Source organism: Hymenobacter sp. J193 (genome assembly GCF_024700075.1).
Lineage (GTDB): Bacteria > Bacteroidota > Bacteroidia > Cytophagales > Hymenobacteraceae > Hymenobacter.
The window spans coordinates 950326-965908 of sequence record NZ_JAJONE010000001.1 but is presented as its reverse complement, the minus strand read 5'-3'; the positions used below and the strand labels follow the sequence as shown (position 1 = coordinate 965908).

The 15583-nt window shown below is 59.9% G+C and carries 13 protein-coding genes and 2 tRNA genes; 11 read left to right on the top strand and 4 right to left on the bottom strand.

Translation table 11 applies throughout. The features are described 5' to 3' along the window. Positions 1-65: 65 nt before the first annotated feature. Positions 66-695, bottom strand: coding sequence for an L-threonylcarbamoyladenylate synthase (locus tag LRS06_RS04110; RefSeq protein ID WP_257870312.1), 630 nt, complete (start codon positions 693-695; stop codon positions 66-68). 196 nt (positions 696-891) lie between these two features. Then, positions 892-2757: a T9SS type A sorting domain-containing protein gene (locus LRS06_RS04105; RefSeq protein WP_257870311.1), complete on the bottom strand. Its 1866-nt coding sequence runs from the start codon at positions 2755-2757 to the stop codon at positions 892-894. Between the two features lie 149 nt (positions 2758-2906). On the opposite strand from LRS06_RS04105, the gene mltG reads away from it, so the two are divergent. The 11 genes from mltG to LRS06_RS04050 all read left to right on the top strand — a co-directional run bounded on the left by mltG (position 2907) and on the right by LRS06_RS04050 (position 12232). Further along, complete coding sequence (gene mltG / locus LRS06_RS04100; RefSeq protein WP_257870310.1) at positions 2907-3980, top strand: endolytic transglycosylase MltG; 1074 nt, start codon at positions 2907-2909, stop codon at positions 3978-3980. Between the two features lie 60 nt (positions 3981-4040). Next, complete coding sequence (locus tag LRS06_RS04095) at positions 4041-4304, top strand: hypothetical protein (protein ID WP_257870309.1); 264 nt, start codon at positions 4041-4043, stop codon at positions 4302-4304. 11 nt (positions 4305-4315) lie between these two features. Beyond that, a complete protein-coding gene (locus LRS06_RS04090) occupies positions 4316-4804 on the top strand; it encodes a thioesterase family protein (RefSeq protein WP_257870308.1) in 489 nt (162 codons plus the stop codon). A gap of 151 nt (positions 4805-4955) precedes the next feature. Next, the gene (locus tag LRS06_RS04085) at positions 4956-5936 is read left to right on the top strand and encodes a YihY/virulence factor BrkB family protein (protein WP_257870307.1); all 981 of its coding nucleotides are present in this window, start codon (positions 4956-4958) and stop codon (positions 5934-5936) included. A gap of 84 nt (positions 5937-6020) precedes the next feature. Next, a tRNA-Ser gene (locus LRS06_RS04080) sits at positions 6021-6107 on the top strand. A gap of 72 nt (positions 6108-6179) precedes the next feature. After that, positions 6180-6264: transfer RNA gene (locus tag LRS06_RS04075), tRNA-Ser, on the top strand. Between the two features lie 156 nt (positions 6265-6420). After that, a complete protein-coding gene (locus tag LRS06_RS04070; protein WP_257870306.1) occupies positions 6421-7104 on the top strand; it encodes an SOS response-associated peptidase in 684 nt (227 codons plus the stop codon). 274 nt (positions 7105-7378) lie between these two features. After that, positions 7379-9700: a cation-translocating P-type ATPase gene (locus tag LRS06_RS04065; RefSeq protein ID WP_257870305.1), complete on the top strand. Its 2322-nt coding sequence runs from the start codon at positions 7379-7381 to the stop codon at positions 9698-9700. Between the two features lie 58 nt (positions 9701-9758). Further along, positions 9759-10886: a glycosyl hydrolase gene (locus LRS06_RS04060; protein ID WP_257870304.1), complete on the top strand. Its 1128-nt coding sequence runs from the start codon at positions 9759-9761 to the stop codon at positions 10884-10886. A 90-nt stretch (positions 10887-10976) separates the two neighbouring features. Then, on the top strand, positions 10977-11336 hold the full coding sequence (locus tag LRS06_RS04055; RefSeq protein WP_257870303.1) for a hypothetical protein: 360 nt from the start codon (positions 10977-10979) through the stop codon (positions 11334-11336). 26 nt (positions 11337-11362) lie between these two features. Continuing rightward, on the top strand, positions 11363-12232 hold the full coding sequence (locus LRS06_RS04050; RefSeq protein WP_257870302.1) for a PAS domain-containing protein: 870 nt from the start codon (positions 11363-11365) through the stop codon (positions 12230-12232). Positions 12233-12374: 142 nt separating this feature from the next. Here LRS06_RS04050 and LRS06_RS04045 read toward each other — a convergent pair whose 3' ends face one another. Beyond that, positions 12375-13166, bottom strand: coding sequence for a TVP38/TMEM64 family protein (locus LRS06_RS04045; protein WP_257870301.1), 792 nt, complete (start codon positions 13164-13166; stop codon positions 12375-12377). A 90-nt stretch (positions 13167-13256) separates the two neighbouring features. Continuing rightward, positions 13257-15554 (bottom strand): hypothetical protein, encoded by a 2298-nt coding sequence (locus tag LRS06_RS04040; RefSeq protein ID WP_257870300.1) that lies wholly within the window; start codon positions 15552-15554, stop codon positions 13257-13259. Positions 15555-15583: the final 29 nt, after the last annotated feature.

The window sequence follows — 15583 nt, the reverse complement described above, 5'->3', positions numbered from 1 at the left end:
AAGGTGAAGTTGCGAATAGACCAAGCTATCATTCACAACTTCACCTTTCACCATTTCACTACTTGCTACAGATACTGCTCAATGTCGCCGGCGCCCTGGCGGATGATGCTGAAGTCCTCGTCGGTACAGTCGATGACGGTGCTGGCTATGTTGTTGCCAAAGCCGCCGTCAATAACAAGGTCTACCAGGGGGCGGTATTTCTCGAAAATGAGGTCGGGGTCGGTGCTGTACTCCAGAATTTCGTCGTCGTCGTGCACGGAGGTGCTTACGATGGGGTTGCCCAACTCCCGCACCAAGGCCAGACAGATGTTGTGGTCGGGCACGCGGATGCCCACGGTTTTGCGCTTCACTCCGCCGTACTTGGGAGCTTTGGTGCTGGCCTCAAAAATAAACGTGAACGGGCCCGGCAGGGCTTTTTTCAGCACTTTATATACCGGCGTGGTAATGCCGTTGGCGTAGTCCGTGATGTGCGAAAGGTCGGAGCAGATAAACGACAGGTTGGCTTTGTCGGGCTTCACGCCTTTGATGCGGCAGAGCTTCTCCACGGCCCGGGCATTATGAATGTCGCACCCTAGCCCGTAAATAGTATCGGTGGGGTAGATGATGACGCCGCCATTGCGCAGCACCTCTACGGCTTGCTGAATGCGGTTCTGGGGTGGGTTATCGGGGTGAATGCGGAGCAGCGTGGCAGACATAAGCAGAAAGCGTAGGAGGGTAAAACCAATTCGGAATACGGTCGGCCTCAGGGGTAGGCGGAGCGAAGCAAGGTAGCAGCGGCCGCATAAACCTGCTATCCAGGCCGGAATTTTTTCGATGGTGGCGGCCCGACAGAAAGCAAAAAGGCCCCGGCAAGCGCCGGGGCCTTTCTTACGCGAAAGAAACCCAGATGGGTTATTGCTTCACGAAACGACGCGTTACTGAGCCTTCGTTGGTGGTGATGCGCACCAGGTAAGTGCCGCGCTGCAGGGCAGCCACGTTCAGCTCAGCCTGGTTGCCGGTGGCCGTGGTGCGGCTGATGCGCTGGCCCAGTAGGCTTAGCACTTCTACCGTGGCGCCGCGACCAACTGTGCCCAGCTTCAGGGTCAGCTGGTTGGCGGCAGGGTTGGGGTAGAGCTGCACCGCACGGCCAAAGGCTGGCTCCCGGTTGGCCGTTTCGATGGAAACGATATCGGCCAAGCGACGAGGTACGATCTGGTAGCCTTCCGTATAAGGCGACGTGGCATCGAACTGCGTAGCAACGCCCATCAGGGTGAAAGCACCAGTAGGGGCCGCTGTGTTATATAGCGTTGTGCCTTTGTTGATGCGTACGGAATACACATTGTCAGCCGCATCCTTTACATCAACCGAGTAACCTGAAGCGGTTGAGTTAGTTACCCATTTAGCGGCATCTACTACCATTACTGGTCCTACTTTCACCAAATCCGACTCGTCAGCTTCCGTCAAGGGGCCGGTGATAGTACGAGCTTCTGCCAACGTAGCCCCTTTGCTGATGACTTTAATGGCAGCGTTTGGTACTTCGGCAGCTGGGGTGCCAGCCGTGAGAGCAATCTGGCTCAAGCCATTGAACTGCGTCAGCAGGCCGGTTACTTCTACCTCGTCACCTTCTTCCAGCATGGCTACCTCGTCAACATTCAGCGAAGAGAACAGGCCGATTGTACCGGTTTCGTCCTTGAGAACAACGTTCTGATAACCCGTAGTGCGGGTATTGGTACCGTAAACCACACCCCGTACGGATACAGTTTTGCCAGTCTGAACGGGCACGCCGGCAGCATCATTCACCGTCAGGGAAGCAATGGTGGATAACGTAATAACCGTTGGCTCATCGTTAGCCGAAATGGTGATGGTGCTGGTGCCGGAGGCAATGGTAGCGCCTTCAGCGGGCATAGCATTTTCCAGGCCGAGGATGATGGTTTCGGCGGCCTCCTGCACGTTGTCGTCCACGATGGTTACTTCCACGGTCTTCTCAGCGGTGGAGTTGGCGGGGAACGTAACGGTGGTCTTGGTGAAGGTAAAGTCGTCGGGAGACGTGGCCGTGCCGGCGGGCGTGGCAATTACCACGTCCACGGTAATTTCCTGGGTGCTGGCAGCGCTCAGCTTCACCGGAATATTCACCTTGCCCACGTTTTCCTCCACCGTCACGGCGGCCGTACCGAAGGAAATTACCGGAGCGGTGGGGGTTACCACGCCGCCGCCAGTTACTGTGCCGTCTACCTTGATGTTATCAAGGCGCCAGGTGCCCGCGTCTGCTTCAGCTTTGTAACCGTAGAAGCGGAACTCCACGGCGGAAGTCAGGCCCATAAATGCGGCCGGCAGATCAATTTTCTTGTTCCGAATAGTATTCTCATCCGGTACGGTTACTTTGACAAGGTCAGCCGTGAAATTATCCAGGCTGGAGCGTAGTACCCACTCCCCAATGCCAGTACCGGAACGACGCTCGTCCAGCGTGATGCTGGTCAGATCCAGCTTATGATCAGCGGCGGGCGTAACAGAAAAGGAGAAATAGTCAGCGGCATCGGGGGTGGCTCCCAGCGTCCAGCCGAGAGCTGAGAACGTGCCGCCCGCGCCTGAAGGCGTTACACCGGCTCCGCGGGAAATAGGCGAGAAGGTAGCATTCGTGGGCTGAGCATCTACAGCATAAGTAGCCTCATCACCCGTAGAAGGCGTGGTCGTGCCAAAAGAGTAAGTACCAAGCTGCGCCTGAGCTGCCGTAGCAAACGTGAGACCGAGCATGCCGAGGGCAAAACGCCGTGCGACCATGCCGAGAGAGTAAGGGTGCAACATAAACAAAGAAAGAAGGTGAAAGAAGAAGCTGTAATTTCGAGCCCTAAAGTTACCCGCTTCGTCCGGTTACGCAACCGGAAATAGCATTGTCTTTGGATTACTTCATTTTTCCGTGCTGCCGCCGTATGGCCAAACCCCGCATCGACTACAAAGCCCAGGCCCTGCGCCGTCGCAACCGCTTCGCCTACATCGTGGGCGTGCTGGGCATCCTGCTCATTACCTTTTCCTACTACTTCTACCAGGTTTTCTTCACGCCCAACGTCGAAACCAAGGGCCGCCCCACCTACGTGCTGGTGCGCCGGGGGCAGACGGCCAAAGCCGTGCTCGACTCCATTGAGGCCACCGGCGCCATCGTGGATAAGCTCAGCCTGCACTTCGTGGCCCGCCTCATGAAATATGACAAGCTGGTGAAACCCGGCCGCTACGAGCTGAAGGAGGGCTACACCAACCGCCAGCTCATCAACGATCTGCGCACCGGGCGCCAGTCCCCGCTCAAGCTCACGTTTCAGAACATCCGGCTGCGCCAGGATCTGGCCCGCAAGCTCAGCACCGCCATCGACTCGCGCCCCGGACAGTTCGACTCCCTGCTTCGCTCGCCCACCTACACCAAGGCCCTGGGCTTCGACACCACGAGCATCCTCACGATGTTCATTCCGAACACCTACGAGCTGTACTGGAACTCGACGCCCGACAACCTCATGCAGCGCCTGAAAAAGGAGTACGATAAGTTCTGGACGCCTGCCCGCGACGCCAAGCGCCAAAAACTGGGCCTTAGCCGGGCCGAGGTAAGCACGCTGGCCAGCATTGTGGAGGCTGAGCAGCAGCAGCACGCCGACGAGCGGCCCCGCGTGGCCGGGGTGTACCTCAACCGCCTCCGGCGCGGCATGAAGCTGCAGGCCGACCCCACGGTGGTGTACGCCAACCAGGATTTCAGTATCCGCCGCGTGCTGAACGTACATCTGCAGAAAGACTCGCCTTACAACACGTACAAGTACGCGGGTTTGCCGCCCGGCCCCATCAACCTGCCCAGCATTGCCAGCATCGACGCCGTGCTGAACCCCGAAAGCCACCAGTACCTGTACTTCTGCGCCAAGGAGGATTTCAGCGGCTACCATGCCTTTGCCCGTAATGAGCAGGAGCACCTTGTAAACGCCCGCCGCTATCAGGCCGCCCTGAGCCGTAAGGGAATTATGAAGTAGTGGGTGATGGTGGTCAATAAGCTAAGCAAAGAGGCGTTTCTGCAGACTTTTCAGGCACCTATGCAAGATGTAACTGAAACGGCCGAGCCTTTGCTCGACATATGGCCTTATGTGGAAGCTATATCACCAGCTGATCTGGAAGGCTACGAAGCTCAGTTTGAGTTTGTCGAACACGTATATAGAGACGCCAGTAGTCGGTTTGATCAGGTGCTTGTCCCGACAAATAAAGCAGAGGTATTTTTGGTGATAGTAGTAGATCTGAAAGCTGTCAAGGTGTACGGTCATCATTTATTAAACCTGCCGGAACTATATAACATAGCCTAACCCAAAAACCAATGTACAGTCACGACACTCAGATCCGCGTGCGGTACGCTGAAACCGACCAGATGGGCTACGTGTACCACGGCAACTACGCCGCGTACTTTGAGGTAGCCCGCACCGAAGCGTTTCGCCAGTTGGGCATCCGCTACAAGGATATGGAAGCCGACGGCGTAGGTATGCCGGTAGGGGAGCTGCGCACCCGCTTCCGCCGCCCGGCCCGCTACGACGACCTGCTCACGGTGCGCCTGCTGCTCAAGCAGCCCGCCGAAGGCTCCCGGGTGCTGTTCGAGTATGAAATCTACAACGAAGCCCAAGAGCTGCTCACCGAGGGCCACACGCTGATGGTGTTCGTGAATGCTGCCACCGGCCGCCCCGTACCCATGCCCGCCGATATCCAGGCCAAGCTGGCGCCCTACTTCACCGAAGACGACCTGGGCAGCCCGATCACGCCGCCCGCCAACCCCTCAGATGCCCCGGCCCCGGCGGCTTTCCTGAAGGGATAAATGGTCGTCTGCTTAAATGGTTGACTTGTTGGATAGTAGGAAGGTGAAATAAGCGCTTCTGTCTATACAGCTTTCTGTCAACGATTCAACAAGCCAGCCATTCAGCCATCAACCAAGAAAACCTGTTAACCCGAGAGCCATGCTCATGCGAATGCCCCGCCGCTACCGCGTGTCCGATGTTCGTCGGGGGCGCTCCTACCGCCGCCTGATCGTGTGGCTCAAGCGGCTGCGCTTCAACGATGGGCAGGCCTCGGTGTACGACGTGGTGGACCGTATGATACTGGAGCTGAAGCTGGACAGCGTGACGAAGCGTGCCTCCTACATGGCCTTCAACTTCACCATTGCCATCTTCCCCACCATCATCTTCCTGTTCACGCTCATCCCCTACATCCCGGTTCCCAATCTGAACCTAGACATCCTGCAGTTTCTCTCCGACCTGATTCCGCAGGGCATGTACGTGGTCATTGCCGATACCATTGAGGACATCGTGAACATTCCGCACGGGGGGCTGCTCTCGTTTGGTTTCGGCACGGCGCTGGTGCTCAGCTCCAACGGCATCATGGCCCTGCTCGACGCCTTCGACAAGAAGTACCACACCTTCAAGCGCCGCACGTACCTGCGCAAGCGCGTCATTGCCACACTGCTCACCATTGTGCTGGCTACGGTGCTGATTGTGGCTATTGCGGGTATCTTCTTCGGGACGTATATTATTGATACGCTGGTATTTTATGAGATTGTGCCCGAGCGGCTTACGGCGCTGCTCATTGCCTTGCTGCGCTACGGCTCGGTGGTGGGGCTGTTTTTGTTTATCACCTGCCTGATTTACTACTACGTGCCGGCCGTGCAGGACCGGTGGCCGTTTCTCTCGGCTGGGGCGGTGGTGGCCACACTGCTCATCTTTCTGGTGTCCGCGCTGTTCATCCTCTACATCAAGATCTTCGACTCCTACAACCACTTCTACGGCTCCATCGGGGCGCTGGTAGGCTTCATGGTCTGGCTCGACTTCGTGTGTATGACGCTCATTGTGGGCTTCGAGGTGAACGTGAGCATCGATGCCGTGACGGGCCGCCTGAAGCGCTATGTGGTTAAAGGTGAGGCTGTAGCTTCGGGAGCGGAGCAAAAATCAGCCTAGGGCCGAAAAAAAACGACCAGCCGGCTTGCGCTAAGCAGCGGCGCCGACTACTTTTGTCGTCCCAATCACTCAATCGGGACCTTTAGAGAGGTGGCAGAGTGGTCGAATGCGACGGATTCGAAATCCGTTATACCTGCAAGGGTATCGGGGGTTCGAATCCCCCCCTCTCTGCAACAGTGAAAGAGTGAAATGGTGAATGCGTGAGAAATCATTGTATCGCCATTTTGCTTGTTTGCTGTCTTTAGAGAAGTGGCAGAGTGGTCGATTGCGGCGGTCTTGAAAACCGTTGAGGGTTAAACCTCCGGGGGTTCGAATCCCTCCTTCTCTGCAGAAAGCCCCGTTTCCGACTTGGAAGCGGGGCTTTTCTTTGCCGGCTACGGTCTATAAGTGACTGCGTAGCCGGGCCGACGTCGAACAGTGCTACTCTGAAGATCGTAAGCAGATAAGCCAGCCGCGGGGGCTGGGTTCCTATTTCTCCTGCTTTATGTGCGGCCGCTACACGCTCACTGTTCCCCCTTCCCTCCTGGAAAAACGTTTTGAGGCTTCCGTGCCGCTGGATGTGGCGCCTACCTACAACGCCGCGCCGTCGCAGCGCCTGCCCATCATCACGAACACGGAGCCGGGCAAGGTGCAGCTGTTTCAGTGGGGGTTGCTGCCAGCCTGGGTGAAGGACGTGAAAGCAGCGCCTAAGCCCATCAATGCCCGCGCCGAGACGCTACCCGAAAAACCCTCGTTCCGGCAGCTGTTGCAGCGTCGGCGCTGCCTGGTGCTGGCCGACAGCTTCTACGAGTGGCAGCGGCCCGCTACTGGCAGCAAAGGCCCCAAAGTGCCGCACCGCATCCTGCTGCGCACCGAGCAGCCGTTTGCGCTGGCGGGCCTCTGGGACGAATGGGTGAACCGCGAAACCGGGGAAGTGCAGCCTACTTTCACCATCATCACCACCGAGCCCAACACGCTGATGACCGGCATCCACGACCGGATGCCGGTAATTCTGCCCGGCCGCGAAGCGGAGCTGGCCTGGCTCGACGACCACGTCGGTGCCCAGGAACACCTGCAGCTGCTGCGCCCCCACGCCGCCGAGCTGATGCACGAATACACGGTAGGCGCGCAGGTGAACTCACCCGGCAACAACGACGCAACCTGCGCGGCTTCGTTTACCTGGGAATAGCCCTGCGGCGGGTAGGGGCGGGGCTTGCCCCCGCCCAGACGCGTGTCCACTGAAGTTATTTCAAGCAACGCCGAAAGCACTGGATTAACTGGCGAACCAAGGTTTGGATTCGGGTGACACTGCCATGATGCGCTTGCCGGCAGCTGAATTATGCAGGATTTACGCCGGATTCAGTACCTACTGGGAGGCAAAGCGGCTGTTACTTTGTTTAGTGCTTTGGTGCCTGGGGCTGGTTGGCCTCCGCGCCCTATGCTAATCAAACTATCAAGCCTTTATGTCTGCCTCGCCCGAAACTGAAATTACCACCCTCGATATCGAAGGCATGACGTGCGCCTCGTGTGCATCGTTCGTGGAAAAGTCCTTGAGCCGCACGCCGGGCGTGCAAAGCGCCATCGTCAATTTCGCCACCGAAAAAGCCACCATCCAGTACCTGCCCGATCAGGCCAGTCCCGCTACCCTGCGCGAGGCCGTGGTGCAGGCCGGCTATGGCGTGACCGAGCGCGCCCCCGATACCAGCGCCGCCGAGCGTAGTGCCGAGCTGGACCGCCAAAAAGCCGCCGCCTACCAGCAGCTCAAGCGCCGGTTCTGGGTGGCCGCCGGGCTGGCTTTGCTCATCATGCCCCTGAGTATGCTCATGCTCTGGCCTGCGCTGATGCATCGCCTGAACATGCAGTGGCTGAACTACTCGCTGCTCCTGCTCACGCTGCCCGTGCTGGCCTACAGTGGGCGGGAGTTCTACAACTCTGCTTGGAACGGGCTGCGCCACCGCACGGCCAACATGGACACGCTTATTGCCGTGGGCACCGGGGCCGCTTTTCTCTATAGCCTGGCCGCTACGGTAGCCCCCGGCTTTTTCATGCGGCGGGGCCTCATGCCCGAGGTGTACTACGATACCACGGCTACCATCATTGCCCTGATTTTGCTTGGCAAGGTGCTGGAGCTGCGGGCCAAAACCCAAACCTCCGCCGCTATTCGCACGCTGATGGGGCTGCAGCCCAAAACCGCCCGCGTGGTTCGCCCCGGCGGCCAGGAAATAGATGTGCCTATTGAGCTGGTGCAGCGGGGCGACGTGGTGCTGGTGCGCCCCGGCGAAAAAGTAGCCACCGACGGCATCATCGAAGAAGGCCACTCGGCCGTGGACGAAGCCATGCTCACGGGCGAAAGTCTGCCGGTAGAAAAGAACGTGGGCGACCTGGTATTTGGGGCCACGCTCAACAAAACCGGCGCCTTCCGCTTCCGCGTGACGAAAACCGGCACCGATACCATGCTCGCCCGGATTGTGCAGCTGGTGGAAGACGCCCAGGGCAGCCGCGCGCCCATCCAGCGCCTGGCCGATAAAGTCAGCGCCGTTTTTGTGCCTACGGTGGTGGGCATTGCCTTGCTTACCTTTGCCCTCTGGTTTGCGCTGGCCCCGGCCGAAACGCGCCTGCCGCTGGCGTTGGTCAATTTCGTGGCGGTGCTCATCATTGCCTGCCCGTGCGCGCTGGGGCTGGCTACACCCACTGCTATTATGGTGGGCACGGGCAAAGGAGCCGAGTACGGGGTGCTGGTACGCAATGCGGAGGCGCTGGAAAAGGCCCACCAGGTGAATACCGTGCTGCTGGATAAAACCGGTACCATCACCCGCGGCGAGCCGGCCGTAACGGACTACGTGACGGCTCCTGATCAGGATATGGGTCAGCTACTGGCCTTGATAGCCGCAGTGGAGCGGCAGAGCGAGCATCCGTTGGCGGAGGCCGTGGTGCGCTACGCCGATGCCCGGCAGGTTGTGAAACTGCCTGCTACCAGTTTCCGGGCGGTAGAAGGTCAGGGCGCTTCAGCTACCGTGGATGGCCGGGACGTGCTTATCGGCAACCAGCGGCTGCTCTCCGAAGCCGGCATAGGTCTTTCTGCCGAACTCTCCACCCAGGCCGAAACGCTGCTGACTCAGGCCAAAACGGTGCTGTACGTAGCGGTAGCGGGCCAGGTAACTGGGTTGTTGGGCGTGGCTGATACCGTGCGCCCTACCTCGGCGGCGGCTATCCGGCGCCTGCAAAGCATGGGGCTGGAAGTGGTGATGATGACCGGCGACAACCCGCAAACGGCCGGCCAGATGGCCCGGCAGGTGGGCATTACCCGCTACTTTGCCGAGGTGCTGCCCCAGGATAAAGCCGGCAAGGTGCAGGAGCTGCAGGCCGAAGGCCGAATTGTGGCCATGGTGGGTGACGGCATAAACGATGCGCCCGCGCTGGCCCAGGCCGACGTAGGACTGGCTATGGGCAGCGGCACCGACGTAGCTATGGAAGCGGCCGGCATCACCCTTATGCGCTCCGACTTAGGCGGCGTGGTCACGGCCCTGGAACTGAGCCGCCAAACCATTGGCATCATCCGCCAGAACCTGTTTTTCGCCTTTATCTACAACGCGCTGGGCATTCCGGTGGCAGCGGGGCTGCTGTATCCAATGTTTGGAATCCTACTTTCGCCCATGCTGGCCGCCGCTGCTATGGCTTTGAGCTCCGTGTCGGTACTGACCAACTCCCTGCGCCTACGCGGCTTTCGCCCGCCACAGTTGGATGGCTCATTGGCGGATGAGTCAGGCCGGGGCGGGTTGCGGTAAGCGGCGTTTGCGTACCTTCGACGGGCCCCTGCAGTAAGTCAAACAGCGCAAGCCTGTCATGCTATCTATCCGCTATTACCTGTTGTGGCTCCTGCTGGCCGCTGGAGGATTGAGTGCCCCGGCGTCGGCCCAGACCACGAAAAGCCTGAAGCGCGGCCTGGCCTACGGCCAGCATACCGCCGCCGATTTGCGGGTTCTGGCCCCGGGCATCAGCTGGTGGTACAACTGGGCGCCCACGCCCGAAAATGCCGTGAAGGACCTGTACCGCAGCGCCGGCGTGGAGTTTGTGCCCATGGTATGGGGTGGAACGCCCAAGGCCGATGACCTGATTTTTACGCTGCCTTACGACGTCAAAACGCTATTAGGCTTCAACGAGCCGAATTTCCTGACGCAGGCCAATATGCCGCCCAGCGTAGCGGCCGCCCGCTGGAAGGAGCTGGAGCAAACGGCCCGGCAGCGGGGGCTCAAGCTGGCCTCACCCGCTGTGAACTACTGCGGGGACTGCGTGACCGAAAACGGCCAGAAGTTTACGGACCCCGTCGACTACCTCGATGCGTTTTTCGCGGCCTGTCCTACCTGCAAGGTCGATTACATTGCCGTGCACTGGTACGCCTGCGACTTAGGGGCGCTGCAGTGGTATATCGGCCGCTTTAAGAAGTACGGTAGGCCCCTCTGGCTTACTGAGTTTGCCTGCGGCGACCTGCCCCACGCGCAAATCACGCTGGCCAAGCAGAAGGAATACATGAAGGCGGCGGTGAGCTACCTGGAAAATGAGCCGAGCGTGGCCCGCTACGCCTGGTTTTCGGGCCGCAACGGCGAAATCCCCAACATCAATCTGCTCGGCGACTACGGGCAGCTCACCGAGTTGGGGCAGTTATACGTGAGTTTGCCGGCCGGGCCGGGCCGCGTAACGGCCACCGAAGCGCCAGCCGCCCCAAAGCCGCACCTAGAGGTGTCCGAGGCTACGGCCAACCGATTTACCATCCGCGTTGGGGCGGCGCAGATGGAGGGTGTGGTGCAGCTGACGGACATGCTGGGACGAGTGTGCGCCCAGATTACCGCTACCAGTCAGCAGCTGCGGCAGGGCTACACCTGGATTCTGCAACGCCCTCTGCCTGCGGGGGTTTACATTATCCGGGTACGAAACCCTGAACTTTTTGCAGCCCGTCGGGTTTTGATTCCTTGAATTTGCTGAAGCGGGAGCGGTTGAGCTTCTGAAAAGCGCCTCTATACTTTCGTGGGAACCGCAGGTCGGCACACCACCTATCTGCCTTATATGACTGATTTGCTTTTCGACGTCAACCTGCAACAGCTGCCGGAGGAATACCTCAACGGGGATTGGCGCGTGGCGGATCGGGTGCTGAATCGTACGGACCCCACCAGTACGCTGGCCCAGGCCACGCGCGTGCGCCTGCTGCAGGGTGAGCTGCAGCTCGAAGCCACCCAGCACACGGAGGCCGGCTCCTGGTCGGTACAGCGCGACGACCTGATGCAGCGCCCCTACCTGGAAATTGAAGTAGCCCAGGAAACCACCCGCGCCCTCATTACCCGCCTGCGGCGCTCCGCCGATGGCCTCTACAGTCAGCTTAACCTGTACTTCCTCTCGGGCATGGAAGTCCAGCTCACCCAGCCCTAAGCCCGCCTGCTCTCTGCCTTTGCGCTATGTCTGATTTACTTGCTTCCACCAACTTCGAACGCCTGCAAACCGCCGTGGAAGCGGCCGGCGTGGGCACCTGGGACTTCAACCCCCTGACCGGCGACCTGCAATGGTCGGCGCGGTGCAAGGAGCTGTTTGGGCTGCCCGCCGACGCGCCCATCGACTATAACCGGTTTCTGGCCGGCCTCCATCCCAACGACCGTGCCGCCACCGATGCCGTGGTGCAGCAGGCGTTGGACCCCGCCGGCCGTGGTCAGTACGATATTGAGTACCGCACGGTAGGATTGGAAGATGGTGGCCAGCTGCGCTGGCTTCGGGCTACCGGCCAGGCCATTTTTGATGAGGCCCGCACCAAAGCCGTGCGCTTTGTAGGTACTATTACTGATATCACCCACATCCGCCAGCAGGCCCAGCAGTACCAGACGGTCATCGAGTTTATTCCGCAGATGGTGTGGCTGACGGACCCGGCGGGCTTTCACACGTTTTTCAACCAGCGCTGGATCGACTACACGGGCTACACCGTGGAGCAAAGCCAGGGCACGGAAATGTGGAACAACTTGCTGCACCCCGACGACCAGGACCGCGCCCGGCAAGTATGGAGCCATTGCCTGGCCACAGGCGAAGACTATGAAATTGAGTACCGCTTCAAAGGCCTGAATGGGCAGTATAGATGGTTTCTGGGGCTGGCCAAGCCCATCCGCAACGAGCAGGGCCAGATAACCCAGTGGTTTGGGACCTGCACCGATGTGAACGAGCAAAAACAGCTACAGGAACAGTTGGAACGTTCGTACAGCGACCTGGAAGCCAAAATAACCTTCCGCACGCTTGACCTGGAGCATCAGATCCGCGAGCTGAAGCGCCGTCTTGGTGAGTAATGGGTTGATAGTGTAACCAAAAAGGCTCCATAGCAGGAGCCTTTTTGGTTTTTAGGTGAAGCGGCAGCAACTTGAAATAAGGCAGATTACTGACTTACTGCAGGCATCTTCAGCTATTCAAGCGTCCGAGACCAATACCTGTTCAACGACGTAGCGGCGTGTGGTGGGGGAGAGGCCCGGCGGGGCGGGGGCGGCCATCGTCAGGCTTTTGGGCGGCTTGCGGGTTGCGGCGCTTGTCCCAGAATACGTAGCCTGCAAAGAGTAGCAGACTGATGCCCGAAACCCACAGCAGCCCCGACTTTAGGCGTTTGGTGTCTTCGCCCAGGTAAGCCAGCAGCCCGATAAGCGGCAGGATACCTACTGCGGTGGCTGAAATGAACTTCAGGTAGCCCAGCCGGCCCAGCCCCGCCACGAAGCTGATGGCGTCGTTGGAAATAACCGGGGTGAGCCGGGCAATGAACACGGCCCCAATGCCGTAGCGGCCAACCTGATCTTCTACCTTCTGCGCGTTTTTGCGGCCCAGGATTTTCGCCACGAAGGCCCCACCCAGCCCCCGGCCCAGAAAGTAGCCCACCGTGGAAGCTGTGAGCACCGACACCCAGGCCAGCAAGGACCCCCACCACGGCCCGTAGGCCAGAATAGCCACCAGGATCAGCAGTACGTTGTTGATGACGACCAGGAACATCTGCGCTACCATAGCCAGCACGACCAGCACCGGCCCCCAGAACCCGAACTGCTTTACCCAGGCTGCAATGCGGGGCTTGTCGCCGCTGGTGAGGATGGTGAAGGCCTCCCGCACGGCATCGTGGAAAGCGGGCCACAGAAAGTAGCAGCCCACCAGCGCGGCCACCAAACCCAGGGAAACATACAGTGGCAGGCGGCTGGAAGAAGCTTCCGGCTGCAGAGAAACCGGCGCCGATTCGGTAGCAGACATACGCAACGCTAAAATGAAAAGCCAACGCCTGTCCGGTGCAGACAGGCGTTGGCTTTAAACGCGGTTTCTTGCCGAAGGATAACGTCCGGCTTACAGCCGCACCCCGATGCCCGGCCCCAACAGGAAGAAGGGCTTGCCACGCGAGAGCAGCCACCCCCCGCCCAGATACAGCGGAAAAGAGAGCTTGGCTTCCCGCCGCGTAGGGTATACCGAGCCCAGAATTACAATGCCCAGGTCGCGCTCCACGGAGGTGTCGCTGCTGTTGAGGTTGAAGGCGTTAAGGGCCACGAAGCCGGCCCCTACCTTGTACGGCCGCAGGCGGTTGATTTTCTCGGGATGATAGAAACTCAGCTGCCCCAGCATGGCCAGGGAAATGCCCCCAAATGAGCCGAAACCCGTGTCACCGGGCTTGCGCGTGAGCAGGCCGCCGGGAAAGCTCACGTCAATATCGAACTTCATCTTGCGCTTGAGCACCAGCTCCAGCTTCTGAGTAAAACCTGGCTCAGTGTACTGGCTCTGGGTGTGGCGTACCGTAATGATAATAGTGCTCCAGTCGTCCAGATCGTGGGTTTTGCGGGCGGAAAGCAGGTTGTTCAGGCTGATATTGCCCACCTGGCACTGCTTGTCCTGGTAAAACGCGGCCCGCACCGAAGTGCCATCCGGGCACACCACTATGTTGTCGATGGTGCGCATTTCAATCAGCTCGCCCTTGCTGTTCTGGGTGCGGATATCGAAAGTAAGGTACTGCTTGCCGTAGAGCTGCTGCTCGGTATCGATGCCTGCGGCGTTGAAGCCAAACACCACGTCCGAAATGGTGCGGTCGTATAGGATGGGCCCGTTGAAGCGCGTGACGGGCCGGGGCGACTCGCCAAACGTGATGCTCACGAAATCGAGCGGGTGAGGGCGCTGAAACTCGCGCACCGCCAGCGCAAAGCCCGTCGGCTGCCCGGCGTTGAAGATGTTGATGCGCTTTTTGTCGCTGGTGAGTGGAATCTGCACGCGGTACACCACGGAGGCATCGGAGCGGATACTGGAATCGGAGGGCACCACCTGCACGTCCTCGAAGTGAAACCGGGCCCGCTGCAACGACTCCCCATCCAGGCGCACGTCCACGGTTTCGCCGGGGTTTACGTTGTTGTTGCTGGTCCAGTCGCCGCCGCGGTGCCGCACGCTCAGGCCGCTGATGGTGGTTTTGGGCGAGATATTGAAGTTGGTGACGTACTTGGCCTGGTCGTTTTCCTTGATGTAGAGGTAGCTGTCGGTTTGGCGGTGGGTGTTATACACGCGCAGCCAGCACAGTACCCGGTCGTTGGTCAGGTACTGGCGGATGTAGAGCTCGGCAATCAGCTCCCCGCCGGGCTCCTCCTGGTCTTCGATGCGGTAGGTGCGGCGCAGGTCGAAGGTGCGGCCATTGTCCAGAATCAGCTCTACGCCCTGGCGACGGGTGGCCTCCACCAGCGTAATTTCCTTTTTATCGACGCTCAGAAACCGCAGGCGTGAGGCTTTCACCGTGAAATCCTGCCGGATGGGCGGCAACGCGTAGCTCAGGCGGCGGTTGTTGTCGGTAAGAAACGGCTTTTCCGTTTGGGGGCGCACGGTGAGGATGCGCGTGCCTACGTTGTTGGGCAGCACGTGCAGGCGCAGCTGGCCTTTTTCCTGGGTGAGACGGTAGTCGATGTCCTGGCCGCGCGTCCACTCCCCGGTGGTGCGCACGTTTTTGGGGTTGTTGCTGCCGATGTCGAACACCTTTTCCTCACCCACGAACAGCTCCGTATCGGTGGGCCGGAACTCCAGCGTGGTGCGCGTGACGGGCAGCAGATCCACCGTCTGCGACAGGGGCGGGCGGCCCGCCGAATCGGCGGGGGCCGTAAAGGTGAGGCGCAGAAACTGGGCCGCCGTCAGGTCGCGGAAGCGCAGCTTGGCCCGGTAGTGCGTGCCGTCGGCGGCCAGGGTGAGCGAGTCGAGCAGCTGAAAGTCGGCCGAGCGCACGAGGCGTAGCGGCTTGCGCACATCGGGCTGCGGATACACCAGCAGATCGGCCGTTTCGTCGTCGCGGCGGTAGGTAAAGTACAGGTGCGGCTCACCCTTCATGGCCAGCACGTGGCGGCTAAGGTGGTAGCTGACGGTATCGGTGCGCAGCGCCAGCTCCCGCAGCAGCGGAGCCCCGGCCTGGGCCCGGGCACACGAAGGCCGCAGCCCGCCGGCCACAAGCAGCAGCCCTAAAAAATCCAACGAAAACCTACGCAGCGAAACAGCAATTCCCAGTGCTTTTACTTGCCCGGCCCCACGCCCGGCGGCGCAAAAATAGGCCAGCCCGCCGGCTTCTGGTGCATCGGTGGGGCGGTTTTCTGGTTTAACCCGGCCGAAGCCCGACAACGGAAAGTACACTTTACACGTTGCGGGCGTACCATTTCCCC